The 26,827-nt window shown below is 67.2% G+C and carries 27 protein-coding genes; 20 read left to right on the top strand and 7 right to left on the bottom strand.

The window, feature by feature from the left end; genetic code table 11:
* From AAHB16_RS28380 to AAHB16_RS28370, 3 genes are all read left to right on the top strand, one after another.
* Nucleotides 1–1,249: hemolysin family protein (locus tag AAHB16_RS28380; protein ID WP_342052568.1), on the top strand; the 1,249-nt coding region annotated here is incomplete at its 5' end.
* Between the two features lie 325 nt (nucleotides 1,250–1,574).
* Nucleotides 1,575–2,909: an EAL domain-containing protein gene (locus tag AAHB16_RS28375; protein WP_150377019.1), complete on the top strand. Its 1,335-nt coding sequence runs from the start codon at nucleotides 1,575–1,577 to the stop codon at nucleotides 2,907–2,909.
* Between the two features lie 133 nt (nucleotides 2,910–3,042).
* A complete protein-coding gene (locus tag AAHB16_RS28370) occupies nucleotides 3,043–3,174 on the top strand; it encodes an entericidin A/B family lipoprotein (RefSeq protein ID WP_150377018.1) in 132 nt (43 codons plus the stop codon).
* Nucleotides 3,175–3,235: 61 nt separating this feature from the next.
* Here AAHB16_RS28370 and AAHB16_RS28365 read toward each other — a convergent pair whose 3' ends face one another.
* Genes AAHB16_RS28365 through AAHB16_RS28355 form a run of 3 tightly spaced genes read right to left on the bottom strand, consistent with a single transcriptional unit; the run spans nucleotide 3,236 to nucleotide 6,147 of the window.
* Nucleotides 3,236–3,877, bottom strand: coding sequence for a bifunctional 4-hydroxy-2-oxoglutarate aldolase/2-dehydro-3-deoxy-phosphogluconate aldolase (locus AAHB16_RS28365; protein ID WP_150377017.1), 642 nt, complete (start codon nucleotides 3,875–3,877; stop codon nucleotides 3,236–3,238).
* Nucleotides 3,878–3,922: 45 nt separating this feature from the next.
* Complete coding sequence (locus tag AAHB16_RS28360) at nucleotides 3,923–4,858, bottom strand: sugar kinase (RefSeq protein ID WP_150377016.1); 936 nt, start codon at nucleotides 4,856–4,858, stop codon at nucleotides 3,923–3,925.
* A gap of 14 nt (nucleotides 4,859–4,872) precedes the next feature.
* Complete coding sequence (locus AAHB16_RS28355) at nucleotides 4,873–6,147, bottom strand: amino acid deaminase (protein WP_150377015.1); 1,275 nt, start codon at nucleotides 6,145–6,147, stop codon at nucleotides 4,873–4,875.
* Nucleotides 6,148–6,239: 92 nt separating this feature from the next.
* Here AAHB16_RS28355 and AAHB16_RS28350 point away from each other — a divergent pair, with 92 nt between their 5' ends.
* From AAHB16_RS28350 to AAHB16_RS28335, 4 genes are read left to right on the top strand one after another with little or no spacing between them, the layout of a single operon-like run.
* Nucleotides 6,240–7,139: a MurR/RpiR family transcriptional regulator gene (locus AAHB16_RS28350; RefSeq protein ID WP_150377014.1), complete on the top strand. Its 900-nt coding sequence runs from the start codon at nucleotides 6,240–6,242 to the stop codon at nucleotides 7,137–7,139.
* A gap of 1 nt (nucleotide 7,140) precedes the next feature.
* Nucleotides 7,141–8,613 (top strand): N-acyl-D-amino-acid deacylase family protein, encoded by a 1,473-nt coding sequence (locus AAHB16_RS28345; RefSeq protein WP_342052567.1) that lies wholly within the window; start codon nucleotides 7,141–7,143, stop codon nucleotides 8,611–8,613.
* A gap of 29 nt (nucleotides 8,614–8,642) precedes the next feature.
* Nucleotides 8,643–9,026, top strand: a complete 384-nt coding sequence (locus AAHB16_RS28340; protein WP_150377012.1) for a RidA family protein — start codon at nucleotides 8,643–8,645, stop codon at nucleotides 9,024–9,026.
* A 49-nt stretch (nucleotides 9,027–9,075) separates the two neighbouring features.
* The gene (locus tag AAHB16_RS28335; protein ID WP_150377011.1) at nucleotides 9,076–10,428 is read left to right on the top strand and encodes a GntP family permease; all 1,353 of its coding nucleotides are present in this window, start codon (nucleotides 9,076–9,078) and stop codon (nucleotides 10,426–10,428) included.
* Between the two features lie 52 nt (nucleotides 10,429–10,480).
* Here AAHB16_RS28335 and AAHB16_RS28330 read toward each other — a convergent pair whose 3' ends face one another.
* From AAHB16_RS28330 to AAHB16_RS28315, 4 genes are all read right to left on the bottom strand, one after another.
* Nucleotides 10,481–11,452, bottom strand: a complete 972-nt coding sequence (locus tag AAHB16_RS28330) for a helix-turn-helix domain-containing protein (protein WP_150377010.1) — start codon at nucleotides 11,450–11,452, stop codon at nucleotides 10,481–10,483.
* Nucleotides 11,453–11,709: 257 nt separating this feature from the next.
* Nucleotides 11,710–12,351, bottom strand: a complete 642-nt coding sequence (locus tag AAHB16_RS28325; protein WP_150377009.1) for a response regulator transcription factor — start codon at nucleotides 12,349–12,351, stop codon at nucleotides 11,710–11,712.
* The gene (locus AAHB16_RS28320; RefSeq protein WP_317889546.1) at nucleotides 12,348–14,069 is read right to left on the bottom strand and encodes a PAS domain-containing sensor histidine kinase; all 1,722 of its coding nucleotides are present in this window, start codon (nucleotides 14,067–14,069) and stop codon (nucleotides 12,348–12,350) included. The genes AAHB16_RS28325 and AAHB16_RS28320 overlap by 4 nt, the downstream gene beginning before the upstream one ends.
* A gap of 190 nt (nucleotides 14,070–14,259) precedes the next feature.
* Nucleotides 14,260–14,634, bottom strand: a complete 375-nt coding sequence (locus AAHB16_RS28315) for a response regulator transcription factor (RefSeq protein ID WP_150377007.1) — start codon at nucleotides 14,632–14,634, stop codon at nucleotides 14,260–14,262.
* Between the two features lie 598 nt (nucleotides 14,635–15,232).
* On the opposite strand from AAHB16_RS28315, the gene AAHB16_RS28310 reads away from it, so the two are divergent.
* The 13 genes from AAHB16_RS28310 to fghA all read left to right on the top strand — a co-directional run bounded on the left by AAHB16_RS28310 (nucleotide 15,233) and on the right by fghA (nucleotide 26,827).
* On the top strand, nucleotides 15,233–15,562 hold the full coding sequence (locus tag AAHB16_RS28310) for a hypothetical protein (protein ID WP_342052566.1): 330 nt from the start codon (nucleotides 15,233–15,235) through the stop codon (nucleotides 15,560–15,562).
* 289 nt (nucleotides 15,563–15,851) lie between these two features.
* Entirely contained in the window at nucleotides 15,852–17,117 is a 1,266-nt protein-coding gene (locus tag AAHB16_RS28305) for a PQQ-dependent sugar dehydrogenase (protein ID WP_150377005.1), read from the top strand.
* 28 nt (nucleotides 17,118–17,145) lie between these two features.
* Nucleotides 17,146–17,472, top strand: coding sequence for a c-type cytochrome (locus tag AAHB16_RS28300; RefSeq protein WP_342052565.1), 327 nt, complete (start codon nucleotides 17,146–17,148; stop codon nucleotides 17,470–17,472).
* Between the two features lie 410 nt (nucleotides 17,473–17,882).
* Nucleotides 17,883–18,773 carry an RNA polymerase sigma-70 factor gene (locus AAHB16_RS28295; RefSeq protein ID WP_150377003.1) on the top strand — a complete coding sequence of 297 codons (891 nt, stop codon included), beginning with the start codon at nucleotides 17,883–17,885 and terminating at the stop codon, nucleotides 18,771–18,773.
* Nucleotides 18,774–18,933: 160 nt separating this feature from the next.
* Nucleotides 18,934–19,416, top strand: a complete 483-nt coding sequence (locus AAHB16_RS28290) for a carboxymuconolactone decarboxylase family protein (RefSeq protein WP_150377002.1) — start codon at nucleotides 18,934–18,936, stop codon at nucleotides 19,414–19,416.
* 31 nt (nucleotides 19,417–19,447) lie between these two features.
* Nucleotides 19,448–19,867, top strand: coding sequence for a cupin domain-containing protein (locus AAHB16_RS28285; RefSeq protein WP_342052569.1), 420 nt, complete (start codon nucleotides 19,448–19,450; stop codon nucleotides 19,865–19,867).
* A 79-nt stretch (nucleotides 19,868–19,946) separates the two neighbouring features.
* On the top strand, nucleotides 19,947–20,939 hold the full coding sequence (locus tag AAHB16_RS28280) for a LysR family transcriptional regulator (protein ID WP_342052564.1): 993 nt from the start codon (nucleotides 19,947–19,949) through the stop codon (nucleotides 20,937–20,939).
* Nucleotides 20,940–21,059: 120 nt separating this feature from the next.
* Complete coding sequence (locus AAHB16_RS28275) at nucleotides 21,060–21,812, top strand: SDR family oxidoreductase (protein WP_342052563.1); 753 nt, start codon at nucleotides 21,060–21,062, stop codon at nucleotides 21,810–21,812.
* A 15-nt stretch (nucleotides 21,813–21,827) separates the two neighbouring features.
* The gene (locus AAHB16_RS28270; protein ID WP_342052562.1) at nucleotides 21,828–22,322 is read left to right on the top strand and encodes an Ohr family peroxiredoxin; all 495 of its coding nucleotides are present in this window, start codon (nucleotides 21,828–21,830) and stop codon (nucleotides 22,320–22,322) included.
* An 83-nt stretch (nucleotides 22,323–22,405) separates the two neighbouring features.
* Nucleotides 22,406–23,374: an aldo/keto reductase gene (locus tag AAHB16_RS28265; RefSeq protein ID WP_342052561.1), complete on the top strand. Its 969-nt coding sequence runs from the start codon at nucleotides 22,406–22,408 to the stop codon at nucleotides 23,372–23,374.
* The gene (locus AAHB16_RS28260; RefSeq protein ID WP_446718142.1) at nucleotides 23,374–24,744 is read left to right on the top strand and encodes an NTP/NDP exchange transporter; all 1,371 of its coding nucleotides are present in this window, start codon (nucleotides 23,374–23,376) and stop codon (nucleotides 24,742–24,744) included. The genes AAHB16_RS28265 and AAHB16_RS28260 overlap by 1 nt, the downstream gene beginning before the upstream one ends.
* 118 nt (nucleotides 24,745–24,862) lie before the next feature.
* The gene (locus AAHB16_RS28255; RefSeq protein ID WP_150376997.1) at nucleotides 24,863–25,969 is read left to right on the top strand and encodes an S-(hydroxymethyl)glutathione dehydrogenase/class III alcohol dehydrogenase; all 1,107 of its coding nucleotides are present in this window, start codon (nucleotides 24,863–24,865) and stop codon (nucleotides 25,967–25,969) included.
* A gap of 9 nt (nucleotides 25,970–25,978) precedes the next feature.
* The gene (gene fghA / locus AAHB16_RS28250; protein ID WP_150376996.1) at nucleotides 25,979–26,827 is read left to right on the top strand and encodes an S-formylglutathione hydrolase; all 849 of its coding nucleotides are present in this window, start codon (nucleotides 25,979–25,981) and stop codon (nucleotides 26,825–26,827) included.

Here is a 26,827-nt window from a genome sequence, read left to right as displayed (position 1 = left end):
GCGCGCCCCCGCGCGCACGGCGCGGCGGCCGCGGCTGACCTACCAGGGCTATCGGGGGGCGACCGCCGCGGTCAAGCTTGGCGAGGATCCCACGCGCTTCCTCTCCACCGTGCAGATCGGCATCACGTCGATCGGCGTGCTCAACGGTGTGGTCGGCGAATCGACGCTCGCCGCGCCGCTGGGCGTCTGGCTGCAACAGTTTGGCATGCCCGCGACCACGGCTGGCTATGTGGCCACCGCGATCGTCGTCGCGGGCCTGACCTATTTCTCGATCGTGCTCGGCGAACTCGTGCCCAAGCGGCTGGGCCAGCTGGCACCGGAAGCCATCGCGCGCCTCGTGGCGCGTCCCATCTCGTTTCTGTCGGTCGCCTCGAAGCCGTTCGTCAAGCTGTTGTCCGGTTCCACGCTGCTGGTCCTGCGCCTGCTCGGCGTGAAATCGGACCGCGGCCCCGCCGTGACCGAGGAAGAAATCCACGCGCTGCTCGTGGAGGGCTCCGAGGCCGGCGTGATCGAGCACCACGAACACACGATGGTGCGCAACGTGTTCCGCCTCGACGATCGCCAGATCGCCTCGCTGATGGTCCCGCGCGGCGATGTGATCGCGCTCGACGTCGAAGCGACCGAGGAAGAGAACCTGCGCCGCATCGAGGAGTCCGATCATTCGCGCTTTCCGGTCGTGCGCGGCGGCATGCACGACATTCTCGGCGTGGTGAGCGCGCGCCAGCTGCTGGCACGCCGTCTGCGCGGCGAGAAGGCCGAACTGACGGCCGTGCTCCAGGCAGCCGTGTTCGTCCCCGAAAGCGTTACGGGCATGGAACTGCTCGAGAACTTCCGGGCGTCGGGCGGCCAGATGGCGTTCGTGATCGACGAGTACGGCGAGGTGCTCGGCCTGGTGACGCTGCAGGATCTGATCGAGGCCATCACGGGCGAGTTCAAGACCGAGACGGCCGGCGAGGAATGGGCCGTGCAGCGCGACGACGGTTCGTGGCTGCTCGATGGCCTGATCCCGATACCCGAACTCAAGGACCGCACCGGCATCCGCGTCGTGCCGGAAGAGGACAAGGAGCGTTATCACACGCTCTCCGGCATGCTGTTGCTGCTGCTCGGCCGCCTGCCCCAGACCGCCGACACCGTCGAGTGGGACGGCTGGAAATTCGAGATCATCGACATGGACGGCAAGCGCATCGACAAGGTGCTGGCCAGCCGCATTCCGCCCGAGGACGGTCCGGAGCCCGAAACCACGGGCTGACGATCCACCGCGAAGGCGTCCACGGGGAGGGGAAAACCGCGCCCTCCCCATTACTTCATGCGTTGTCCCCGGGTCAATACGCCAAAGGTTAGGACATTCCCGCTCATCGACGAGAAACAACAGCAAGCGGCGGCTACCGCACTCGCGCAGCTTCGTGTCTTCTGCTTCTCTCTCAGGCTGCCGTATGATGCGAGCCTGCACCATCCAACTACAAGCATTCGCGCCGACAGAGCGACGGGGCTGAAAACGATTACATAAGCACTTGTTCAACGGGTATGCGATCCGCTTGCGTCAGGTCACGCAATGCAGGGGCACACGAAGACTGATGGATCCAGATACCGGGGGTGCCAGGCGCCTCACCGGCGATGCGGCGGACACTCCGCAGGCGGGTGGCGTGCGGCCCGCCGTGCAGCCCGCCACGTTCATCGCCGCCCTCGACGCTCACCGCGCCGCCCTGCGCGGCGCGCACCCCCTCGCGGTATTCGTCATCCGGCTCGACCGGTTTCAGAACGTCTGCGAGACGATCGGCCTCGAGCGCGCGCATCGGCTGCGCGAGCACATCGAAACGCGCGTCGGGAACGTGGCCGCGCCGCTCGTTGCCCAGTGGCTCGGGCCCGCCGACCTCGGCGCGGCCTGTGTGCTGCCCCAGGATGGCGACACGGCGGCGATCGGCGCGAGCATCGCCGCCGCGCTCGGCCGCCCTTTCCAGATCGATGGCTACGAACTGTTCCTCTCCTGCAGCATCGGGAGCGCGCTCGACCATCCTGAAACCGCGACGGAGCGTAACCTCCAGCTGGCGTTCGACGCGATGCTGCAGGTGTACCGCCGCGGCGGCGATGGCATCGGCAATGCGGCAACGCCGGCCTCGCCGCGGCTGGCCTCCCTCATCTCCGCCCTGCCCGATGCGCTGGCGCGCGGCGAGTTCGGATTGCAGTTGCAGCCGCGCGCGATGTTCGGCACCGGCGACGTGTCCGGCTATACGGTGCGGTTACGTTGGCAACATGCGCTGTTCGGGCGCGTTGCGCCGCAGGACTTTCTCCCCGTGGCCGAATCGCTGGGCATGATGCATCAGATGGGCGCCTGGCTGCTGCAGACGATGCTGCCGCTGATGCGCGCCACCGAGGCCGTGGCGCCGGTCCAGTTCACGCTGCTCGCGTCCAGCGCCCAGCTGCATGGCAACGAGACCCTGGACCTGCTTCGCCGCAGCGTGGAGGCGTTCGACATTCCGAATGGCCGCCTCTGCATCGAAGTGCCGGCCGATATCGTGCCCGACGACCCCATGACCTCGCGCAAGGCCGCGATGCTGCGCGCGTCCGGCGTGCGCATCGCGCTCGGCGACTTCACGAACACGCCCGCAGCGATGCGCGCGCTGGAATTGCTGCGGCCCGATGCGGTGACGCTCGATGCGCGCCATGTGGGCCACGCCACGCGCGCGGACGATCCCGAGCCGTTGCGCACCGCCTGCGCGCTCGCGCGGCAGGCAGGCGCGGTGGTGTGCGCCAAGGGCGTGGAGACGCGCGGGCAGCTCCAGATGGTGCGCGACTGGGGCTGCGACGGCATGCAGGGCTATCTGCTGGCCCAGCCGTTTCCCGCGCACTGGCTCGCGCAGACGCACGGTGCGATTGCCGCGCGCGCCCGCCAGTTGCTGGGCTCCGGCTAGCGTGTCAGAGGAACACGCACACGCGTGTCAGACGTTGTCCAATTTACATGCAAGCCTCCATCGTCCATCTTTACCGTCAGGGCAGCCGGTAAATTCTGCCCGGCGCACACTACCCTTGAATAGGAGTCGGACAATGAAAAAAGCATGGATCCTCGGCGTGCTGGTTGCCACGTTCCTGGCCGGTTGCAACACGATGGCCGGCGTTGGTCAGGATGTACAGAAGGGCGGCCAGAAGCTCGAAAACTCGGCCGAGCGGGCCAAGTAAGTCGCTGCCCAACCGTCAACAAGACGGGCGCCCTCGGGCGCCCGTTCTTCGTTAACGCGTCTTACTTGCCGCGCAGTCGCGACGCTTCCTCGGCCAGACCGCGTATGCGCGCCCAGTCCTTGCCCGCCACTGCATCCTTCGGCACGACCCACGAGCCGCCCACGCACACGACGTTCGGCAGCGCCAGATAGGTCAGCGCCTTGTTCGCGTCGATGCCGCCGGTCGGGCAGAACTTCAGCTGCGCGAGCGGGCCGTACAGCGACTTCAGCATCGGCACGCCGCCGGCCGCTTCGGCCGGAAAAAATTTCAGGAAGGTAAAGCCGTTCTCGAGCGCGAACATCGCCTCGCTGGCCGTGGCCACGCCCGGCAGCAGCGCGATGCCCGCATCGCGCGCGCCGTCCGCGAGCGTCTGCGTCAGGCCCGGCGATACCGCGAACTGCGCGCCCGCGTCGCGCACGGCGTGCAGCTGATCGCTGTTCAGCACGGTGCCGGCGCCGACCACCGCCTGCGGCAGCGCCTTGGCGACCTCGCGAATGGCGTCGAGCGCCACCGGCGTGCGCAGCGTGATCTCCAGCCACGGCAGGCCACCGGAGACGAGCGCCTCGCTGACATGCAGGGCTTCGTCCACGGAGTGGTATTCGAGGACCGGAATCACCGGCACGTTGGACAGGCGTTCCAGCAGGGAAGTCGAAGGAGTTGTCATGACATTGAGCGTTTGGGCCGGGCCGATACTGGCCCGGCATAAGAATCAGGCAATCACGGAGACCGAATGTTCCAGCCGCGCGAGCACGGCCTCCGCGCGCGGGATCGGCGCTACCGCGCCATAACCGGTCGTGGACAGGGCGGCGGCCACATTGGCGTAGCGCGCGGCCGCGAACGGATCGGCGCCGGCCGCGAGCCGCGCGATAAAGCTGCCGCCGAAGCAATCGCCGGCGCCCGTGGCGTCGAGCGGCTCCACGGGGAACGGCGGCACCAGCGCGCGCGATTCAGGCGTGGCCACGTAGCTGCCCTCCTCGCCCAGCTTCAGCGCAATCAGGCCGATGCCGCAGCCCAGCAGGTAATCGACGATCGCGTCGCGGTCGTCGAGTCCGGTCAGCACCGTGATGTCGTCCCAGCTGGGCAGGCAGATATCGGTCAGCGAAAAGGCCTCGCGCATGATGCCGCGCGCGCGGGCGAGCGACCACAGCCGCAGGCGCAGATTGGTGTCCAGCGAAACCTGCACGCCGGCCTTGCGCGCATGCTCCATCGCGGCGAGGCCCGCGTCGCACGCGCTCGTGCTGATGGCGAGGCTGATGCCCGACACGTGAAGAAAGCGTGCCTGCGCGATGGCGGCAAGCGGTAGCTGCTCGTGATGGTAGCGGGCCGCCGCCGAACCTTCGCGCAGGTAGTCGAACCGATGGCCGTGGCTGTCGTGCGAGACGAAATACACGCCCGTGGGCGCGGAGGGATTCACGCTGACGTGGCGCGTATCCACGCGTTCGCGCGTCCACAGCTCGCGCAGGCGCTCGCCGAAGCTGTCGGCGCCGACGGCGGCGATGTAGCCCGTGGTGGCTCCCTGGCGCGCGGCCGCGATGCAGAAGTTCGATGTATCGCCGCCAAAACCCTGCAGGTAGCGCGCGGGATCGTCGGGCTGCTGGTTGAATTCCACCAGCGGCTCGCCGTAGGCAAGAATGTCGATGCTCATGTCGCAGTCGCTCCTCAGAAGAAGGTCTGCACGATATCGATGACGCGGAACTGACGGTCGAGCACCGGAATATGGCGCCACTTGTCGAACGTCAGGCACGGATGCGAGATGTCGAAGGCAATCATATCGCCGACGCGCAGGTCATCGCCAGCACGAATCTCGAGGTAGGCATGCTGGTCCATCATGCCCGTGATCTTCCAATGCGGCGGGGTGTCCACCGGCGCCGTGGTCGCGCCCTGCGGCCGGTAGTGGCGCGCGGGAATCGGCAGGCCCGCGTCGAACGCCGCGTCGCGCTTGCCAAGGCCGACGATCGCGCGGCCCGGTTCGGGAATCGATTGCACGTAGGCCCACAGCTGCAACGCGGGCAACAGGCCTTCGCGCATCTTCTGCGCAACGGGGTTGCCCGCGAGGATGCGTTCCTGCGCGGCGCGGTAGATACCGACGTCGTGCGTGAGGTAGCAGCCGGGGCGCAGCACGACGTCGACCGGGGCACCGATGTTCGCGCCGGAAAACTCCTCGGCCACGACGTCGTACCACGCCGACCCGGCGCCCGACAGGATGACGGGCTGCCGGCCGAACGCGCCGGCCGCCGCGAGTTCGCGCGTGACGGCGACCGTGCGGCGCAGGAATGCGCGGACCTCGGACTCCTGTTGCACGACCCCTTCGTACACTTCCACGCCCGCCAGCGAGAGCGCATGGGGCCAGCGTTGCAGCGCGGCCAGCACCGCGGCCTGCTGCGCGGCGTCGCGCACACCCGTGCGGCCCCCTGTCACACCGACCTCGAGCAGCACCTGCAGTCGCTGCCCGCGCTGGTGGAAGAACGCACCGAGCCGATCGACGAGCTCGGCGGAATCCACGAGCGTGAAGAATTCGAAATCGGGGTCCTGCAGCAGGTCCGCGATGATTTCCATATTGCGTCGGCCGACGAGCTGATTGGCCATCAGCACGCGCGTGACGCCGTGGGCATGGGCGGCGGCCGTCTGGTGCGCGGTGGCGAGCGTGATGCCCCATGCGCCTTCCGCGAGCTGGCGCGCGAACAGCTTCGGGGCCATCGTGGTCTTGCCATGCGGCGCGAGCTGCACGCCGTACTCGCCCATGAAGCGGCGCATCCAGTCGAGGTTGTGCGCCAGACGATCCTCGTAGAGCACCGCGGCGGGCAGGCTCAGGTCTTCGTCGAGCAGTCGCCAGCCGACTTCGCCTGCCGAGTCCGGGGCCAGGGGCGCCGGCAGACGGCCCAGTGCCTTGTTCACCGGGTCGATCATGCCCGGCTGATACTTTGTCTCATGCATCGTTATTGCTTTGGGGTAAATACGCGGGTTGACGTAATAATAGCGGGAAATTACCATGCGCCACCGTTTGTTAGAAAGTAACACGAGACGCCATGACCGCCCCCTTCGACATCCTCACCCGCATCGCCGAGCGCGGCCCCGCGCTGCGGCTGGCCGAGCAGAAGGTGGCGCAGGTGATCCTCGAAGATGTCGCCGGCGCCGCGGCCGCGAGCATCAACGCGCTCGCGCGAAAGGCCGGGGTCAGCGAGGCGAGCGTGACGCGCCTGGCCAAGGCGCTGGGCTGCCGCGATGTGCGTGACCTGAAGCTGCGGCTGGCGCAGGCCACTGCCGTGGGCTCGCGGTTTCTGCCGAGCGGCGGCGCCCACGCGGGCGGCGCGCACGAGGCCGCACCGGCCACGCTGGCCGATCGCGTCCATGCCGACGCGGTGGCCGCGCTCGATGCCAATCGCAAGATGATCGACCCCGAACGCATCGAAACCGCCGCGCGCCTGTTGTGCGATGCCCGCATGGTCTACGCTTTTGGCATGGGCGGTGCCTCGACGATGCTCGCCGATGAAGCCAGTCACCGGCTCGCGCGGCTCGGCCATCCGGCCGCGAGCTATCACGATGCGCTGCTCCAGAAGATGATGGCCGCCACCCTCGTGCGCGACGACGTGGTACTGGCGTTCTCCGCGAGCGGCAACGTGCCCGAGATGCTCGCCAGTTGCGAGATCGCGCGCGAATACGGCGCGAAGCTCGTCGCGGTGACCGCGCTCGGCTCTCCGCTGGCCGCGCTGGCGGACGTGCTGCTGCCGGTGCGCACGCTCGAGACCGACTTTATCTTCAAGCCGTCGGCCTCGCGCTACGCGATGCTGCTCGTGCTCGACGTGCTGGCGACCCAGATCGCGCTGCTGCACCAGGACCAGAGCCAGGAACGTCTGCGCCGCATCAAGTATGTGCTGGACGACCACCGCGGCACGCACGCCGATAGCCGCCAGCCGCTGGGAGACTGACATGCCCCACCTGTTCGATACCCTGATTCGGTGCGTGCTGCTGCTGGACGGTTCCGGCGCGGCCCCGCGCATGGCCGACGTCGGCGTGCGCGATGGCCGCATCGCGCACATCGCATGGCTTGACGAAGACACGCCGATCGACCCCGACAGCGCCGCGCATGTGGTCGAAGGCCATGGCCTCGCGCTGGCCCCGGGCTTTATCGACGTGCACACGCACGACGACACCAATGTCGTGCGCGAACCGGCCATGACGCCCAAGCTCTCGCAGGGCGTGACCACCGTGATCGTCGGCAACTGCGGCATCAGCGCGGCGCCGGTCACGCTCGCGGGCGACCCGCCGGACCCGATGAACCTGCTCGGCCATGCCGATGCCTTCCGCTACCCCGACTTCCGCAGCTACGTGGCGGCGGTCGATGCCGCGCAGCCGGCCGTCAACGTGGCCGCGCTCGTGGGCCACACGGCGCTGCGCAGCAACCATATGGACCGCTTCGACCGCGCGGCCACCGCCGCGGAAATCGCGGCCATGCGCGCGCAGCTGCAGGAGGCGCTGGACGCTGGCGCACTCGGCCTGTCCACGGGACTCGCGTATGCGAACGCGTTCTCGGCGCCCACCGAAGAAGTGCTGGCGCTGGCCGAGCCGCTTGCGAACGCCGGCGGCCTCTATGCGACCCATCTGCGCAGCGAATTCGCCGAGATCCTCGACGCGATGGACGAAGCGTTCCGCATCGGCCGCCATGCGCGCGTGCCCGTCGTGATCTCGCACCTCAAGTGCGCGGGCGTGGCCAACTGGGGCCGCAGCGGCGAGGTGCTGGGCGCGCTCGAACAGGCCCAGCGCTGGCAGCAGGTCGGCTGCGACTGCTACCCCTATGCGGCCAGTTCCTCGACGCTCGACCTCAAGCAGGTGACGAGCGACTTCGACATCCTGATCACGTGGTCCGAGCCCGAGCCCGCGATGGGCGGCCGCCTGCTCGCCGATATCGCGGCCGAATGGGGCGTGGATCTGCACGCGGCCGCGCGCCGCCTGCAACCGGCCGGCGCCGTGTATCACGGCATGGAAGACGCCGACGTCGATCGCATCCTGCGCCACCCGGCCACGGTCATCGGCTCCGACGGCCTGCCCAACGACCCGCTGCCGCATCCGCGGCTGTGGGGTGCATTCCCACGCGTGCTGGGCCACTACGCGCGCGACCGCGAACTATTTCCGCTCACGGTGGCCGTCAACAAGATGACGGGCCTCTCCGCCGAGCGCTTCGGCCTGGCCGGACGCGGCTTCGTGCGCGAGGGCTACTGGGCCGACCTCGTGCTGTTCGACCCCGCCACGATCCGCGACGCCGCGACGTTCACCGAGCCGGTGGCGCCGGCCGAGGGCATCGAGGCGGTCTGGGTCAATGGCGAACTCTCATGGCAGCACCGCGCGCCCACGGGTCTGCGCGCGGGCCGCTTTCTCCCGCGCGCGCCGGCGGCGCGCGCATAGATCTTTCCACTTCTCCACGGGAATCCCCAATGGAAATCAAACGATACGGCGTGGAAGGCGGCACCGGCACCGGTGGCCAGCACATGCCCTTTGCCCGCGCGGTCAGCGCCGACGGCTGGCTCTATGTTTCGGGCCAGGTCCCGATGGTCGACGGCGAAGTCGTCGACGGCGGCATCGTGCCGCAGACGCATCAGGCCATCCGGAACGTGCTGGCGATCCTCGCCGAGGCGGGCTACGGCCCCGAGCACATCGTGCGCTGCGGCGTATGGCTGGACGATGCGCGCGACTTCGCATCGTTCAACAAGATCTTCAAGCAGTATTTCGGCGCGAACCCGCCGGCCCGCGCCTGCGTGCAGTCGTCGATGGTCGTCGATTGCAAGGTCGAGATCGACTGCATCGCCTACAAGCGGTAATTCCTTTTTCCCCAACGAGCCAATCAACATACATCCGTAAGGAGACAACATGGGTGCCGTAACCGGAACCACGCTATTGGTGTACGCGCTGATCGCCGTGATCGCGCTGGTGATCCTGATCGCCAAGTTCAAGCTCAACCCGTTCATCACGCTCGTCGTGGTCTCGGTGCTGCTCGGTTTCTCGTCGGGCATGCCGATGGGCGACATCGTCAAGTCGTTCGAGGCCGGCGTCGGCGGCACGCTCGGGCATATCGCGCTCGTGATCGGGCTGGGCACCATGCTCGGCAAGATGATGGCGGAGTCCGGCGGCGCGGAGCGCGTGGCGCTCACGCTCATCGACTTCTTCGGCGAGAAGAACGTGCACTGGGCCATGGTGACCATCGCGTTCATCGTCGGCCTGCCCGTGTTCTTCGAAGTGGGCTTCGTGCTGCTGGTGCCCATTGCCTTCAACGTGGCCAAGCGTACGGGCACGTCGATGGTGCTCGTGGGGATTCCGATGGTGGCGGGTCTCTCGGTCGTGCACGGCCTGATTCCGCCGCATCCGGCCGCGCTGCTCGCGGTGTCCGCCTACGGTGCCGACATGGGCCGCACGATCATGTACGCGCTGATCGTCGGCATTCCCACGGCCGCCATCGCCGGTCCGTTGTTCGCGCGCCTGATGGACCGCTACGTCGATCTGCCCGCGATCAACCCGCTGGCCGAGCAACTGACCGAGGAAGCGGCGGAACGCCATGAACTGCCGAGCTTCGGCATCACGGTGTTCACGATCCTGCTGCCGGTGATCCTGATGCTGATCGGCAGCTGGGCGGACCTGTTCACGACGCCGAAGACGTTTGCCAACGACTTCCTGAAGCTGATCGGCAACTCGGTGATGGCGCTGCTGATCGGCACGCTCGTGAGCTTCTTCACGTTCGGCAAGGCACGCGGCTTCAATCGCGAGACCATCCTGAAGTTCACCAACGAGTGCGTGGCGCCTACCGCCATCATCACGCTCGTGGTCGGCGCGGGCGGCGGTTTCGGCCGCGTGCTGCGCGACTCGGGCATCTCGAACGCCATCGTCGATGTGGCCACGAGCGCGCACGTGTCGGTGCTCGTGCTGGGCTGGCTGGTGGCGGTGCTGATCCGGATCGCCACGGGTTCCGCCACTGTGGCGATGACCACGGCGGCCGGCATCGTCGCGCCGATCGCGGCGAGCGTGCCGGGCACGCGTCCGGAACTGCTGGTGCTGACCACCGGCGCCGGCTCGCTGATCCTGTCGCACGTGAACGACGCGGGCTTCTGGCTGGTGAAGGAGTACTTCAACATGACCGTGACCCAGACCTTCAAGACCTGGTCGGTCGCGGAGACGATCATCTCCGTGGTGGCACTGCTGCTGACGCTGGGACTGGCCACAATCGTTTGACCCTTCCCCCTGCCCCGTTCCCCTCTCCCCGCGGGAGAGGGGAACGCGCCGCCTAGCCCGTGACGGCAACCTTGCTGCGCCAGCGGTAAGGCGTATCCCCCACGAAGCGGCGAAACACCGTCGTGAAGTGCGCCTGCGAGCGGAAGCCGCAGCGCAGCGCCACGTCCAGCACACTCCCCTTGTCGTCGCGCAGCAGATCCTGTGCGTGCTCGATCCGGCGGCGCAGCAGGTATTCGTGCGGACGCAGGCCGGTGGCAAGGCGGAACTGCGCGGCAAAGTGCATGCGCGTCAGGCCCGCGCTCTCGGCGATATCGGCCAGGCCGATCGCTTCCGAGAGATGCGCGTCGATATATTCCACCACCCGGCGCAGGCGCCATGCCGGCAGACCCGACACGTGGCGCGACTGCGTGGCCACGCGGTTGAAGTGGTTGCTGACCAGACGCGACACGATGGCGAGGCTCACGCTGTCGATGAACAGGCGGCCCAGGCTCGGGTCCTGCGTATGCGCCATCGCCAGTGCCTGGCCCAGGCGCTCCATCGTCGTATCGGTGATCAGCCGTGGGTCCGACAGCACGATGTCGCCATTGTGCGGACGCCCGAACAGATCCTGGTGGCAATCCGCCAGCACGCCCTGCGGCACGAACAGGTGCAGCACGTCGCTGGCCGATTCGAACGTGGCGTTGACGGGCACGCGCGGCGCCGTGATCTGCACCGCGCCGGCCGCCACGCGGCCCTGGACGATCAGCCGGCCCGCCGACTGGAACGTGCAATTGAGGCTGCGCAGGCTCAGGCCGATGCAGTGATGCGCGTCGAAGCCGTCGTGGCTGACCTCGAGCGGGCCCGCGTCGGGGCGGATCCAGCGTGCCACGGGGACATGCCGGGAACGCACGGCCGTGGCGTCCAGCCCCGCCGAGTGTTCACGCCAGTTGACCTCCTCCCCGATCGGGGAGTCGGCAAACGCGGGGCGCACCGGGGTGGCGAGTTCAGGACTGATATCGGGGCTGTATGCGGTAGTTCCGGTCATGTCAAACCTGCTATCTGGGGGTTGGCAAGGCAGTGCAACCATGCACCGCCAACATGCCTTCCAAGGTATATCAGCCGCTTGCCGACAACCAGACAGACATCCGTTTACGCACGCCGTGATTAAGTTTGTAGACCTTATACCTTTGTATAGGGTGACGCCCGGTTTTTGCGGAATCGCCCGCTACCGCCCCATCCGGGGACGCCCTCCATCCCAAACCCGGATCCATCGCGGATCCGGGCCGGGTACGCCATCGGCGGTCAGTTGGCCGGCGCCACGCCGAGGGCTTCGGCCTTGAGAACGAGGTCCGCGAGGGACCGCGCGGCCATCTTGCGCATGGCCTGGCCGCGATGCAGCTTGACCGTGATCTCGCTAAGGCTCATCTCCGAAGCGATCTGCTTGTTCATGAGCCCGCGCGTCACCAATGCCATTACCTCGCGTTCACGGGGCGTGAGCGAGTCGTATCGTCGTCGCAGCTCGGACAGCGAACGGTCGGAATTGCGGCGTTCCTCGTCGCGCGCGAGCGCGTCCGCCACCGCATCCAGCATGTCCTGATCGCGAAACGGCTTTGCGAGAAAGTCCGTGGCGCCGGCCTTCATGGCCTTGACCGACATCGCAATGTCACCGTGCGCGGTCATGAAGATGATCGGAATGGGTACCCGCTCCTCCATGATCTGCTGCTGAACGGCCAGCCCGCTTTGCCCTTTCAGGCGAACATCGAGCACGAGGCAGCTGGGCGCATCCTCGAGTTCCTGCTCCAGGAATTCCGCGGCCGTGGCAAACACCTCGACGCGAAATCCCACGGACCGCAGCAGCATGCGCACCGCGTTGCGCATGGATTCGTCGTCATCGACGACGTAGACGATCGCGCTCCCCGCGGCACCGTCCGTCCCGTGACTCATTGGAGTACCTCCTCATGCAACGGAAGTTCCACCCGTAGCGTCGCACCTCTCTCCGGAGGCGATTCGGCCCATATTCTTCCTCCATGGGCTTCGACGATCGAGCGGCAGATTGACAACCCCATTCCCATGCCGTCCTTTTTTGTGGAGTAAAACGCGTTGAACAGCTTGTCCGCATCCGCCGGCGGAAATCCGCAGCCGGCATCCCGTACGGTGATCGCCGCATAGCGCACGCCCTGCACGCGCTCGGTGACGACCCACAAATCCCTGCGGCGGTCGCGAATGGACGCCATCGCCTGTACCGCGTTCACCAGCAGGTTGATCAGGACCTGATGGAGCTGCACGCGGTCTCCCGACACATAGAGTGCCGTCGGCGCGAGCCGGATATCCGGCTCCACGCGGTTGGCCTGGAATTCTCGCCGCACCAGGCTGGCGGCTTCCGTTACGAGCACGTTGAGGTCCAGTCGCTCGTAGACCGGATCGCGCTTTTTCGCCATCGAACGGATCTGATGGATGATATCCGTGGCGCGGCGCGCATCGCGGACCATCTGCCCGATCGACAGCTGGGCTTCGGCGATATCGGGCGGCGCGCGATCCAGCCAGCGCACGGCCGAGTCGCCGCACGTCACGATCGCCGCCAGCGGCTGGCTGACCTCGTGGGCGATGGATGCCGCCAGCTCGCCGAGTGTTGTGACGCGCGTCACGTGCGCGAGTTCCGCCTGCGAACGCTGTAACGCTTCCTGCGTGACAGCCGCATCGGTGACGTCCATCAGCGCGCCCACATACTCCGGAAGCAGCGGCGCGGCGTTGGTACGCCGCGCGACGAAGTGCACATACCGAATACTGCCATCGGGCATCAATAATCGGTGCTCGAGATCGATATAGGGCTTCCCTTCGCGCAACATCTGCCGGGACGCGCTGACGCGCGCAAGGTCGTCCGGGTGCGTGCGCGCGGCGATGAGCTCCGGCGACGGCGTGACATCGCGATCGTAACCGAGAATCCGATACGCTTCAGGCGACCACGTCATTTCCGAGTACGGCGGCTGGAGCGCCATGCTCCCGGTCTTGCTGAGCCGCTGGGCCTCGGACAGGAACGCCTCGCTGCGCGCGAGCGCGGCTTCCGCGCGCTTGCGGTCCGTAATGTCGTTGCTGGTCGCGACGATCGCCACCGGGTTACCGCGCGCGTCGCGCCACAATGCCCACCTGCTGGAAATGGTCAGCAGCTGGCCGTCCTTGCGCACGCGCTGCACCTCGCCGTCCCAGTGGCCCACGCGCAGCAGTTCGTCGTGGATATGCTCGATCGGGATCGGGAACGTGGTGCGCGTCAGCGCGTGGATCGACTGGCCGACGGCCTCGGCGGCCGTCCAGCCGTAGACTTCATGCGCGCCCCGGTTCCAGAACGTGATGATGTCATCCATGTCGTGCACGACGATGGCGTCGTGCGTGAGGTTCAGCATCTGGATCTGCTCGCGCAGGCGCGCGGTGTTGCCGAGCCCGCGCAAGGCCAGCAGCGTGGCCGTGCTGTTGGCCAGCAGGCTGACGAAGCAGCGCGCGAGCGGCGCCACCCCGGAATTCGGCGGCGTGGAGATCAGATAGCCGAGCACCGTCAGCACCGCGCAGATCGCGCTGGCGGTGATGGTGGCCTTGCGCGAGCCGGTGGACGCCACCAGCAGCACGACAACGACGTAGAGCACCGCGATAGCGATGTCCAGTGGGGTCATCGCATCGACCATGAATATGGTCAACGCACAAACCCCGGCGATGATCGACAGCATTCGGGAGTTGGGATGCATGGGGAGCCGATTGTGCCACGGCGCGCGCGTGGCAAACCACCCGGCGCCGCGGCCGGGGACTTCGATGCGAGGGTCCGTGCGATGTTCCGTGCTGGGGGCGTGCGCGGTTTGCGGGAATTTATCCCGCGTCCAATGCCACCCGCTCGAGACAGGCCTTCACCGATGCACCATCCACGGGTTTCGGCAGCACCGACATCGCGCCACTGTCGAGCGCCTGCCGCCTGACCGCATCCGTGCAGTAGGCAGTGATGAAGATAACCGGCACCGAATAATGGCGCTCGGTCAATGTGCGCTGCATCTCCAGCCCGGTCATGCCAGGCATCTGGAAATCCGTGATGACACAGTCCGCTTCGCCAATCCTTCCCGAGTCCAGGAACGCGCGCGCCGAATCATACGGCCGCACCTCCCAACCCAGCGAACGGACAAGCCTGGACGTAGCCAGGCGAACGGATTCGTCATCGTCGACGATTGCAACAATCAGCGTGTTCTGCAAGCGAGTACCCCAGCCTCGTGAGCATGCGGCGATCTGCAACCCAATCGTCGCAGCACCCGTGGGCCGGATCATAGGGGTGGCCCTCCGCCCGGATAACTATATGTTCGTATAGGCGGGCGAAGGCGAACCCCTCGCCCGAGTCCGTGCGAATTGCGGAAAACGTGATCGAGTGCGCAACCACTACGTACTACTACGCAATCGTCAGCGGCAGCATTGTCTGCGATGTCGGACAAAAGCGAAACCCCATTCACGCGACAAAATGCCGCATCGCGTCAATGCCGGGAAACGCACACATCACTCCGCTCGCATTTCCCGGTGCCCAATCCCTGTTTCGGCGTTTCCCATCCCGATTTCACCACGGGCTGCCCTTCTGCATCGCCACGCCCATACAGGCGGATAGGGTCCCGAGACCTATGCGCGGTCCGGGCGTCCGCATGGATGGCTGCGCTCGCGCGCCTTGCTCCCTAGGATTCAGGCACGGCTGTGGTGCACGGGGGTGGCACCTCGGCCGGGATGTCTTGAATCCACACCGCCCCTCGACAAGGGCCCTGGCTGGGGAGCAGACCAGATGCCCATTTGACTCTCTGCGGAGTTCGACATGACGCAACGCATCATTCATTTCTCGCTGGCCGCCCTGATCGCCGGCGCCGCCTCGCTCGCCAACGCTTCCGCCTCGGAGCCGCGCACGAGCGCCACCTCCGGTGACCGCTATGGCTACACGTTCCATAACGGACCGCGAGACCCCTATGCGGAAGGCGCGCGCGGGCGCGCCGACGATGGCAACGGCGCCATCAGCCGGATGACCGACTGGCTGCCCGATGGCTCGAGCCATACCGCTTCCAACGGCTTCTCCGGCGTATTCGCCGGGATGGACCGGACCGGCGTCTCGGCGCCGCCGGACCAGGATGGGAAGCACACGGCGGGCTAAGCCCCGGTTTTTCATCGGGTCCCCCGCCCCAGGGGGGCCCTCCGGGCCCGTTGCGGCCCGCTCACAGCGCCCCGCTCCCTATACCTAGATATAGGTCCCCACCCGTCTCCTCCGGAAATCGAGCTTTCCACAGCACAAAAGTTTGTCCTAAGCTCTTTCCTGTCATACCCGTCGTGTCATCACCCCGCCAGGCAGGGGATCCGAGCGAACGTGGCGACGTTCCGTTGGATGGTTGTTCCTTTTGCAGTCGCGGGCTCAAAAGTAGACAGAAACCTCCGGAGACAATCCCATGAGCTACCTTCCAAGGCTCCTGCCGTTGGCCGCCGCAGCGTGGCTGGCCGCCGCCACCCCGGCCTTCGCGGCCGACAACAATCTCAGCAAGCTCCAGCAGTTCAAGCCGACCGGTACCGCCACGCCCGAAAGCGTGCCGCAGACCGGGCAGAAGGCGGACGCGCTGCGGGAGAATCTCAAGGCGATCAAGCTGCCGCAGGGCTTCAAGATCGAGCTCTATGCGGTCGTGCCCGACGCGCGCCATATGGCGGTGGAACCGTCGACGGGCGTGGTGTTCGCGGGCACGCGCAAGAATCGCGTCTGGCAGATCACGGACCGCACCAAACGGCGCGTGGCCGACGATGTGGTGGCCTTTGCCACGTCGATCGCCTTCAAGGTACCGAACGGCGTCTGCTTCTCGCCCGACGGCGTGCTGTACGTCGTCGAGCAGAACCGCGTGCTGGCGTTCCCGGCCGCGCAATTCTTCGGCGAAGGCGGCCCCGACGTGGCCGCCGGCGTGGTGGTGCCGCAGGGCAAGCTGATTCCGACCGAGTTCGAGAGCTTCAACCACGGCGCCCGCACCTGCCGCATCGGTCCGGACAAGAAGCTGTACATCACGCTCGGCCAGCCGTGGAACGTGCCGCCGAAGGACAAGCTGGCCGCGCTCGACAAGGCCGGCCTCGCGGGCATCATCCGCATGGATCAGGACGGCAAGAACCGCGAGGTCTTCGCGCTCGGCATCCGCAATTCGGTCGGCATGGACTTCAATCCGGCCGACAAGGTGTTGTGGTTCACCGACAACCAGGTGGACGGCATGGGCGACGACCAGCCGCCGGGCGAACTCAATCGCGCGCCCAAGGCCGGGTTGAATTTCGGTTTCCCGTGGTACGGCGGCGGCAAGGTACGCACCGTGGAGTACAAGGATGCCAAGGTGCCCGCGAACGTGGTGTTCCCCGAAGTCGAATACGCCGCGCATGCGGCCGACCTCGGCATGACGTTCTACTCGGGCAGCATGTTCCCGGCCAAGTACAAGGGCGGCGTGTTCGCGGCCGAGCACGGCTCGTGGAACCGTACCAAGCCGATCGGCGCGCGCATCATGTACACGGCGGTCAAGTCCGACGGCACCGCGGGCGAGACCGAGGTCTTTGCCGAAGGCTGGCTTACGCCCACCGGCGAATACATGGGCCGCCCGGTCGATGTGATGCCGCTCGCGGACGGGTCGCTGCTGGTGTCGGACGACTATGCCGGCGCGATCTATCGCATCTCGTATGCCGGGGCAAAGTGAATGAAGGAGTCTCAATGAAGGGGTCAACATGACGGTAGCGTTACGGAACGCGGTGCTTGGCTTCTCGCTGGCCACGGCCCTTGTGGCCGGCACCGTGCCAGCCATGGCCGCCGACGCGCAGGCGGGCCGCGCGAAGGCGGTGCAGTGTTCCGCCTGCCATGGTCTCGACGGCATGTCCAAGCTGCCCGAAGCGCCCAACCTTGCGGGGCAGACGGAGCCGTACCTGATCAAGGCGCTGAAGGACTACCGCTCGGGCAAGCGCAAGGACGAGATGATGAACATGATGGCGAAACCCCTGTCCGACGCGGACATCGCCAATCTCGCCGCGTTCTACAACGGCCTCAAGCCCCAGTGAGAATGTCGTAACGCCGTTGCCAAGCCTGTAAACCGGACGGTCCCCGATGGGACCGTCCGGCCCCTCAAGACACCGTCACGACGGTACCCCGCGTATTAAGGGCGGGATCGTGAAGTCCGATGTCTCGCGACAGGTCATGCGATACATGCAGGGGTTCTCCTTTCTGCGCCGAACCGGTTTCCATCGCGCGCCACGGCGCCGACTGCGCAACGATCGCCACGACGCGGCGACAGAGCCATTCTTCGCATCGCCCCCCTCCCCGTATATGGGACGTTTCTCAAAACACCCCCACCGGAATCAGCCTTTTCCGATGCCCTCACCGGCCACCCGCCACGCGAAAGCCTGCAAAAGAGGCTTGTCGCGGGAAGCCACTCGCGCGACACTGCTCGGCACTTTCCGACGACGCCTCCATGGACGACCTCACCCGGACCTTCAATCAGCTTCGCCCACGCCTGCTCGGTATCGCGTACCGGATGCTCGGCGTGGTGGCCGAGGCCGAGGACGCCGTGCAGGATGCCTGGCTGCGCTGGCACGGCACGGACCGTGACGGCGTGGAGAATCCCGAAGCGTGGCTCGTGGCCGTGACCACGCGCATCGCAATCGACCGCCTGCGCGCGGCCAGGGTCCAGCGCGAGCACTATGCGGGGATCTGGCTGCCCGAGCCGTTGCTGGAAGCCTCGCCGCCGACGCCCGAGGAACTGCGCGAGCGCGCGGACGATCTGTCCGTGGCCTTTCTGAGGGTGCTGGAACGGCTGACGCCCGAGGCACGCGCGGCGTTCCTGTTGCGCGAAGTCTTCGACGTCGATTACGGCGAGGTGGCCGCCATCGTCGGCAAGAGCGAGGCCGCGTGCCGGCAGCTCGTAAGCCGCGCACGCACGCAGGTCCGCGAAGAGCGCCCCCGCTTCGCGGTGCCGCGCGAGATCCATCACCGGCTGCTGCAGGCGTTCGCGCACGCGATGGCGGTCGGGGACTTCACCACGCTCAGCGGCATGCTGGCGCCCGATGCCGAACTCATCGGCGACGGCGGCGGCAAGACGCAAAGCTTTCCGTGGCCGCTCAAGGGCGGGCGCCGTATCGCGCAGCTGTTCTACGCGGGGCACCGCCGCTTTGGCGCGGCGGTGCGCGTGGAGCTCGTGCGGCTCAATGGCGAATGGGCACTGCTGCGATACGTGGACGAGACACTCGAGTCCGCGCAGTCGTACGAGACCGACGGCGAGCGCATCGTGCGCATCCTCGTGCAGCGCAATCCCGACAAGCTCGCGCGCATTGCCGCCGGGCGCGGCGCCGGGCTGGCGGCCTGACGCCACATTGGTGTCCGGCGCTCAACAATATGAGCCCCTCCACATGCCTACCGGAGCGCGCTCCGGCTCCCTAAGATTCTTCTGAGCGGCGGCCCCTGGGCTGCCACGGTCCCCCGGCCCTCCCGCCGGGATCCCATCCCTCAGATCGACAGGAGCCACCGTGACGCAACGCCTCAACTACATCGAGCAAGCCCCCGAATTGTTCAAGAAGTTCGCCGAGTTCAGCATGGCGCTGGGCAAGGCCAGCAAGATCGAGGGCCCGATCCAGCATCTGATCGAAGTCCGCGCCTCGCAGCTCAATGGCTGCGCATTCTGCCTCGACATGCACGTCAAGCAGGCCAAGATCCATGGCGAGCGCGAACTCCGCCTTTACCACGTGGCCATCTGGCGCGAATCCAAACTGTTCTCGCCGCGCGAACGCGCCGCGCTCGCGTGGACCGAAGTGCTGACGCAGCTGCCCCCGCACGGCGTGCCCGACGACGTGTACGAACGCGTGCGTACCCAGTTCTCGGAGCAGGAACTCGTCGACCTGACGTACCACGTGATGACCATCAACGCCTGGAACCGCGTCAACATCGCGTTCCAGAGCGAGCCGGGCACGCAAGACAAGATGTTCGGGCTCACCAAGGCCAACCTGGAGTAACGCCATGGGCAATGCCAAGACTGGTTTCGGCATGCCGCAGTGGAGCACGCGGCTGGGCACGATGCTGTGCCTGGCCGGCACGCTCGCCGTGGCGCGCCCGGCGCTGGCGGCCGCCGGCTTCGAGGGCGTGACCGTCACGCCCGTGATGACGCAGGCGCTGCCCGACTACCCGGGCAAGGAAGCGGTGATGATCACCGTCGAGTACGCGCCCGGTGCCGCGGATCCCGTGCATCGCCACGACGCGCATGGCTTTATCTACGTGCTCGAAGGGTCGATCGTCATGGGCGTCAAGGGTGGCAAGGAAGTGACGCTCGGACCGGGGCAGTCGTTCCACGAAGGTCCCAGCGATGTCCATACCGTGGGGCGCAATGCCAGCAAGACGCAGCCCGCCAGATTCCTTGTGCTGTTGCTCAAGGACAAGGGCGCGCCGATCCTGACGCCGGTGAAGTAACCCTCCCCGGCTGGGGCACACGGCGATTTTTTTGCACGGTTGTTGTCACAAGCAGCGGCCGTGGCTCGTCTATGCGGGTATGGATACTCTTGCCCGCACTCCAGCCTCCCCTTCCGCCGTCGCGTCCTCCGCCGACCCGCTCGCGACGAGCTTTGCGACCAGTTATGCCGGGGTGGTCGCATTTCTCGCCGTGGTCAGCGAAGGCAGCTTTGCGCGGGCCGGCGACCGGCTCGGCATCGGCCGCTCGGCGGTCAGCCGCAATGTGCAGAAGCTCGAGGCACAACTCGGCGCGCGGCTGTTCGTGCGGACCACGCGCAGCACCTCGCTGACGCGCGAGGGCGAGACCTTCTTCCAGAACTGCAGTCCGGGGATGGATCGGATTACGCAGGCCATCGAGGATATGCACGAATTGCGCAGCGGCCCGCCGCGCGGGCATCTGCGGGTGCGCGCGGCCACCGGGTTCGGTCGGCGCGTGATCGCGCCGATGCTCGGGGCGTTTCATGCGCGCTATCCCGATATCTCCCTCGATTTCCAGCTCGACGACCGGCCCGCCGACTTTACGAGCGATCGCGTCGATGTGGCGTTTCGCGATGGGCGCATGGAGGACAGTCAGGTCATCGCGCGGCAGCTGATTCCGATGCAGCTGATCACCTGCGCCTCGCCGGACTATGCGCGCGCGCATGGGCTGCCGGCCACGCTCGACGAGCTGGCCGCGCATCGATGCGTCATGCATCGCGGGACGAATGGCCGGATCACCGAGTGGGAATTCAAGGTCGCCGGCCGGCCGCTCACGCTGGCACCGTCGTCGCGGCAGACGTTCAACGACGCGGATCTCGTGCTCCAGTCGGTACTCGCGGGGCATGGCATCGCGCAGCTGGCGGCCTATCAGGCGTGCGAACCGCTGCGCGAGGGACGGCTCGTGGCCTGCCTCGGCCGCTATGCGCCCGCGGACCGCGGCCACTATGTCTGCTACCTGAGTCGCAAGCAGCTGCCTTCGCGCATTCGCGTCTTTATCGACGAGGTGACGGAGCGAACGCGGGCACTCGATATCGCGTTGCCGTTTCCTCTCTGACGAGCGCAAGCCGCCAGCCATTGGTGCCTGAACGGCAACACGCTGCGTCCGTTGACGTCGCTTCCGGCACCAATGGTCACTGACTACCATGAGGTATTCATTCATTGCTGGGGATACATCATGAAAATCGTCGTCATCGGCGGCACGGGCCTGATCGGCAGCAAGGTCGTCGCGTTGCTGCGCGCGCGCGGGCATGAGGCGGTGGCCGCGTCGCCGGCCTCCGGGGTGAACACCCTCACCGGGGAAGGCCTCGCGCAGGCGCTGCAAGGCGCGGACGTCGTGGTCGATGTCGCCAACTCGCCCTCGTTCGAGGACAAGGCCGTGCTCGCGTTCTTCGAGACGTCGGGGCGCAATCTGCTGGCGGCGGAGAAGACCGCAGGCGTGAAGCACCACGTCGCGCTGTCCGTCGTCGGCACCGACAAGCTCGCCGAGAGCGGATACTTCCGCGCCAAGATCGCGCAGGAAGCGCTGATCCGCGAAGCAGGCGTCCCCTACACGATCGTGCAGGCCACGCAGTTCTTCGAATTCCTCGGCGGCATCGCGCAGTCCGGCACGCAGGGCGACGCCGTGCATCTGTCCACCGCGTATATCCAGCCCATGGCCTCCGACGACGTGGCGGAAGCGGTCGCCGATGCCGCGCTGGCCTCGCCCGTCAATGGCATCGTGGAAACGGCGGGCCCGGACCGCCTGCGCATGAGCGAGCTGATGACGCGGTACTTTGCGCTCACCGGCGACACGCGCAAGATCGTGAGCGACCCCGAGGCCCGGTACTTCGGCGCAAGACTCGCCGACGACACGCTCGTGCCGGCCGGCCAGGCACGCCTCGGCAAGATCGGCCTCGAACAGTGGGTCGCCTCGCAGGCAAAGCGCTAGTCCGGGCGTTCGCGCATGTCCGACCTCCGCCCGCCATCCACCGCGCTGCTGGACAAGTACACCGGCAGGGATTTCCTGCCGCTCTACCATGCCACCGTCGTGGTGACGGGCGGAGAGACCGGCCACGGCCGCGCCTCGGGTATCGCGTGCTCGAAGGAAGGCGACCTGAACGTCGACCTGCGCATGCCGAAGGATCTCGAAGGCCCCGGCGGCGGCCCGAATCCCGAGCAGCTGTTCGCGGCCGGCTATGCCGCGTGCTTCCACGGCGCGATGTTTCTGCTCGCCACGCGCGCGGGTATTCCCATCCGTGACGCCAGGGTCGAGGCCCATGTCGAGTTCGGCCGCGATCCCGTCGATGGCCTCTATATGCTGACCGCCGAGTTGCGCGTGCATCTTCCCGGCATGGATGCGGCGATCGCCGAGGAACTGATCCATCAGACGGAACGCGTCTGTCCGTACTCCAAGATGGTGCGTCAGGGGATCCGGCACGTCACGCTGAAGGCGGACTGAGGGCGTCCGGCCCGCGCATGTTTACAAGCGACGCCCAAAGCGCTATGGTCACCGGACCCGACGCTGAGGACGCCGCCATGTCAATGGATCGCCGCACCCTGGACCGCCGCACCCTGGATCGCACCCTGGATCGCCGCACCTTCCTTGGTCTCGCCGCCGCGCTCGCGCTACCCGTCAGTCCGGTCGCGCTGGGCGCCACGGCCGCCGCCGCAACCGTGGCGGCACCGCTGCGCCGCACCATTCCCGGCACCACCGAAGCGCTGCCCGTGATCGGCATGGGCACCTCGGGCACATTCGACGTGGGCAAGGGCAGCGAGGAACGCGCGCCACTCGTCGAAGTCCTTTCGCTGCTCCTGCGCGACGCGTCGAACGCCGTGGTCGATACCGCGCCGAGCTACGGCAACTCGGAAGCCGTCACGGGCGACCTGATCGCGTCCGCGCAGCCGGCGCAAGCGCGCAAGCGCGTGTTCCTTGCCACCAAGATCTCCACGAGCCACACCAACGCGCCGGCCCAGTTCGCCCAGTCGCTCGCGGACCTGCGCACCGATACCGTCGATCTGCTGCAGGTGCACAACCTCGTCGACTGGCGCGAGAACCTGCGCTGGATGCGCCAGCTCAAGGAGCAGCGCAAGGTTCGCTATATCGGCATCACGCACTATCGCGACGAATCGCACGAGCAGCTCGCGCAGATCCTGCGCAGCGAGCGCGTGGACTTCCTGCAGGTCAATTACTCGGCCGGCGACCGCAATGCCGAGAACGTGCTGCTGCCGCTCGCGCGGGACCGCGGCGTGGCCGTGCTGATCAACCGCCCGTTCCAGGACGGCAATATCTTCGCGGCGGTCAAGGGCCGTCCCCTGCCCGACTGGGCCGGCGAGATCGACTGCAACTCGTGGGGCCAGCTGTTCCTGAAATTCATCGTCAGCCATCCGGCCGTGACGTCGGCGATTCCGGCCACGTCCAAACCGAAGAACATGGCCGACAACCTCGCGGCCGGCCACGGCCGCATGCCCGACACGCGCGAGCGCGCGCGCATCGCGGCCCTGCTGGCGTGATTGCCCCCGCCCCACCGTCCCAGCCGAACCGGCTGCTGCGCGGCTTCGGCCTCCAGCCCGGCGAGACCGGCGCGGTGGTAGCCGCCTTCCTGTTCTTCTTCTGCCTGTTCGCCAGCTACTTCATGCTGCGCCCCGTGCGCGAGACCATGGGTATCGCGGGCGGCGTCCGCAATCTGCAATGGCTGTTCACGGCCACGTTCGTGGTCATGCTCGTGGCCATTCCGATCTACGGCGCGGTGTGCGCATGGCTGCCGCGCCGCCGCTTCGTCCCCTGGGTCTACGCGTTCTTTATCGCGAACCTGCTGGCCTTCGCGTTCGCCACGCAGCGCGCGCCGGACAACGTATGGCTCGCGCGCGTGTTCTATGTGTGGCTCTCGGTGTTCAACCTGTTTGTCGTCTCGGTCGCATGGAGCCTCATGGCCGATGTGTTCCGTCCCGGGCAGGCGCGGCGGCTGTTCGCGCTGATCGCGGCGGGCGCCAGCACGGGCGGGCTGGCGGGACCGGTGCTCGGCGGCTGGCTCGTCGAGCGCATCGGGCTGACGGGTTTGATGCTGCTGTCCGCGGCATTGCTGGCGGCCACGCTGCCCGGTGTGGGATATCTGTTCGGCTGGCGCGCGCGCGAAGGCGCCGGCGCGGTCGGCAGGCTCGCCGGCGCTGACGATGCCGGCCCCGTTTCCACCGACCCTTCCCACGCGGTAGGCGGCGGACTCTGGGCCGGCCTGACGCTCGTCATGCGCTCGCGCTACCTGCTCGGCATCAGCCTGTTCGTGATCCTGCTCGCCACCGCGAGCACGTTCCTGTACTTCGAGCAGGCGCGGCTCGTGGCCGAGGCCTACCCGTCGCGCGCGCAGCAGACGCAGGTGTTCAGCGCGCTCGACGCCACGGTGCAGGCGCTGACGATCCTCGTGCAGCTGTTCTTCTCGGGCCGCGTGGCGCGGCGCTATGGCGTGACCGCCCTGCTCACGTCGGTGCCGCTGCTCGTCACCGTGGGCTTTGTCGTGCTCGCGTTCCATCCGACCTTTGCCGTGCTCGCGGGCGCGATGATCGTGCGGCGCGTCGGCGAGTACGCGCTGCTGCGGCCGGGCCGCGAAATGCTGTTCACCGTGGTCGATCCGGAAACCAAGTACAAGGCGAAGAACGTCATCGACACCGCCGTCTACCGTGCCGGCGACGCGGTCAGCGCGTGGGTGAAGACCGCGATCGATGCGCTGTCCGGGCATCCCGCGGTGGTCGCGCTCGCGGGCGCGGTGCTCGCCATCGCCTGGGCCGCGCTCGGGTGGTGGCTCGGGCGGCATCACGAGGGACAGTTGCCGAAGGCAACGCAGGCCGCCGATGCGCCGCTCGCGGAAACGCTGACTTCGCGGCAATAATGCGCCGCTAGCCGATAATCGCGCAGGCGCTGGCCGACATGCCGCGATCGCCGTATAGTCTTGGCCTGTTCGCGGGCACCGGGCCCGCATCCGCATCTGTATTCGCCAAGGAGCCAACATGAAGACCAAAGCCGCCATCGCCTGGAAAGCCGGCGCACCGCTGACCATCGAAGACGTGGAACTCGACGGCCCGCGCGCGGGCGAGGTGCTCGTGGAGGTCAAGGCCACCGGCATCTGCCATACCGACTACTACACGCTGTCCGGCGCCGATCCCGAAGGCATCTTCCCGGCCATTCTCGGCCATGAAGGGGCGGGCATCGTGACCGACGTCGGCCCCGGCGTCACGTCGCTGAAGCCGGGCGACCACGTGATTCCGCTCTACACGCCCGAATGCCGCCAGTGCAAGTTCTGCCTGTCGCGCAAGACCAATCTGTGCCAGGCGATTCGCTCGACGCAGGGCAAGGGTCTGATGCCCGACGGCACCTCGCGCTTCTCCATCGGCGGCAAGCCCATCTTCCACTACATGGGCACGTCCACCTTCGCGAACCATATCGTCGTGCCGGAAATCGCGCTGGCCAAGGTGCGTCCGGACGCGCCGTTCGACAAGATCTGCTACATCGGCTGCGGCGTGACCACGGGCGTGGGCGCGGTGCTGTTCACGGCCAAAGTGGAAGCCGGCGCCAACGTGGTGGTGTTCGGCCTCGGCGGCATCGGCCTGAACGTCATCCAGGCGGCCAAGATGGTCGGCGCCGACAAGATCATCGGCGTGGACCTGAACCCCGCGCGCGAAGCGATGGCGCGCAAGTTCGGCATGACCCATTTCATCAACCCGAGCGACGTCGAGAACGTGGTGGACCACATCGTCCAGCTGACCGATGGCGGCGCCGACTACTCGTTCGAGTGCATCGGCAACACCAAGGTCATGCGCCAGGCGCTCGAGTGCTGCCACAAGGGCTGGGGCAAGTCGATCATCATCGGCGTGGCCGAGGCCGGCGCCGAGATCTCGACGCGTCCGTTCCAGCTCGTGACGGGCCGCGAATGGAAGGGTTCGGCGTTCGGCGGCGCGCGCGGCCGCACCGACGTGCCGAAGATCGTCGACTGGTACATGGAAGGCAAGATCAATATCGACGACCTGATCACGCATACGCTGCCGCTCGAGCGCATCAACGAGGGTTTCGACCTCATGAAGCGCGGCGAGTCGATCCGTTCGGTGGTGCTCTACTAAGGCCCGCACATGGAACTGCTGTCCGAACACGGTTGCCACGGCGGCGTGCAGCGCTTCTACCGCCATCAGTCGTCGGCGATCGGACTGCCGATGCGCTTCTCGATCTTCCTGCCGCCGCAGGCGCTGGCCGCCGGCGCGGCGCCGGTGCCCGGGCTCTTCTACCTCGCGGGCCTGACCTGCACGGAAGAGACGTTCGCGATCAAGGCGGGCGCGCAGCGCTACGCGGCCGAACATGGTCTCGCGCTCGTTGCGCCGGACACGAGCCCGCGCGGCGCGAACGTGCCGGGCGAGGCCGATGCGTGGGACTTCGGCGTGGGCGCGGGCTTCTACGTCGATGCCACCGAGGCACCGTGGCGCATGCACTGGCGCATGGAGAGCTACGTGGCCGACGAATTGTTCGACCTCGTCGCCACGTCCCTCCCCGTCGATCGCAACCGCGTCGGCGTGTTCGGCCATTCGATGGGCGGACATGGCGCGCTCGTGCTCGCGCAGCGGCATCCGCGACGGTACAAGTCGGTGTCGGCGTTCGCGCCGATCGCCGCGCCGTCGCAATGCCCGTGGGGCGAAAAGGCGTTCACGGGCTACCTCGGCGACGATCGCGCGCGCTGGGCCCAGCACGATGCGAGCGCGCTCATGGCCGCGCAGGCGTCGGCGCCGTTTCCGAACGGCATCCTGATCGATCAGGGCCTCGACGACAAATTCCTCGCCGAACAGCTGCATCCGGAAGCGTTCGAGGCGGCCTGCCAGGCCGTGGGGCAGCCGCTGACGCTGCGGCGCCATGCTCGCTACGACCACGGCTACTACTTTATCTCGACCTTCATCGAGGACCATATCCGGCATCACGCGGCCCAGCTCTGA

It is taken from the genome of Cupriavidus sp. OTU4054 (assembly GCF_038440175.1).
Taxonomy (GTDB): Bacteria; Pseudomonadota; Gammaproteobacteria; order Burkholderiales; family Burkholderiaceae; genus Cupriavidus; species Cupriavidus pauculus_D.
The sequence above is the reverse complement of the archived record's forward strand: the minus strand, read 5'-3'. Positions and strand labels throughout refer to the sequence as shown.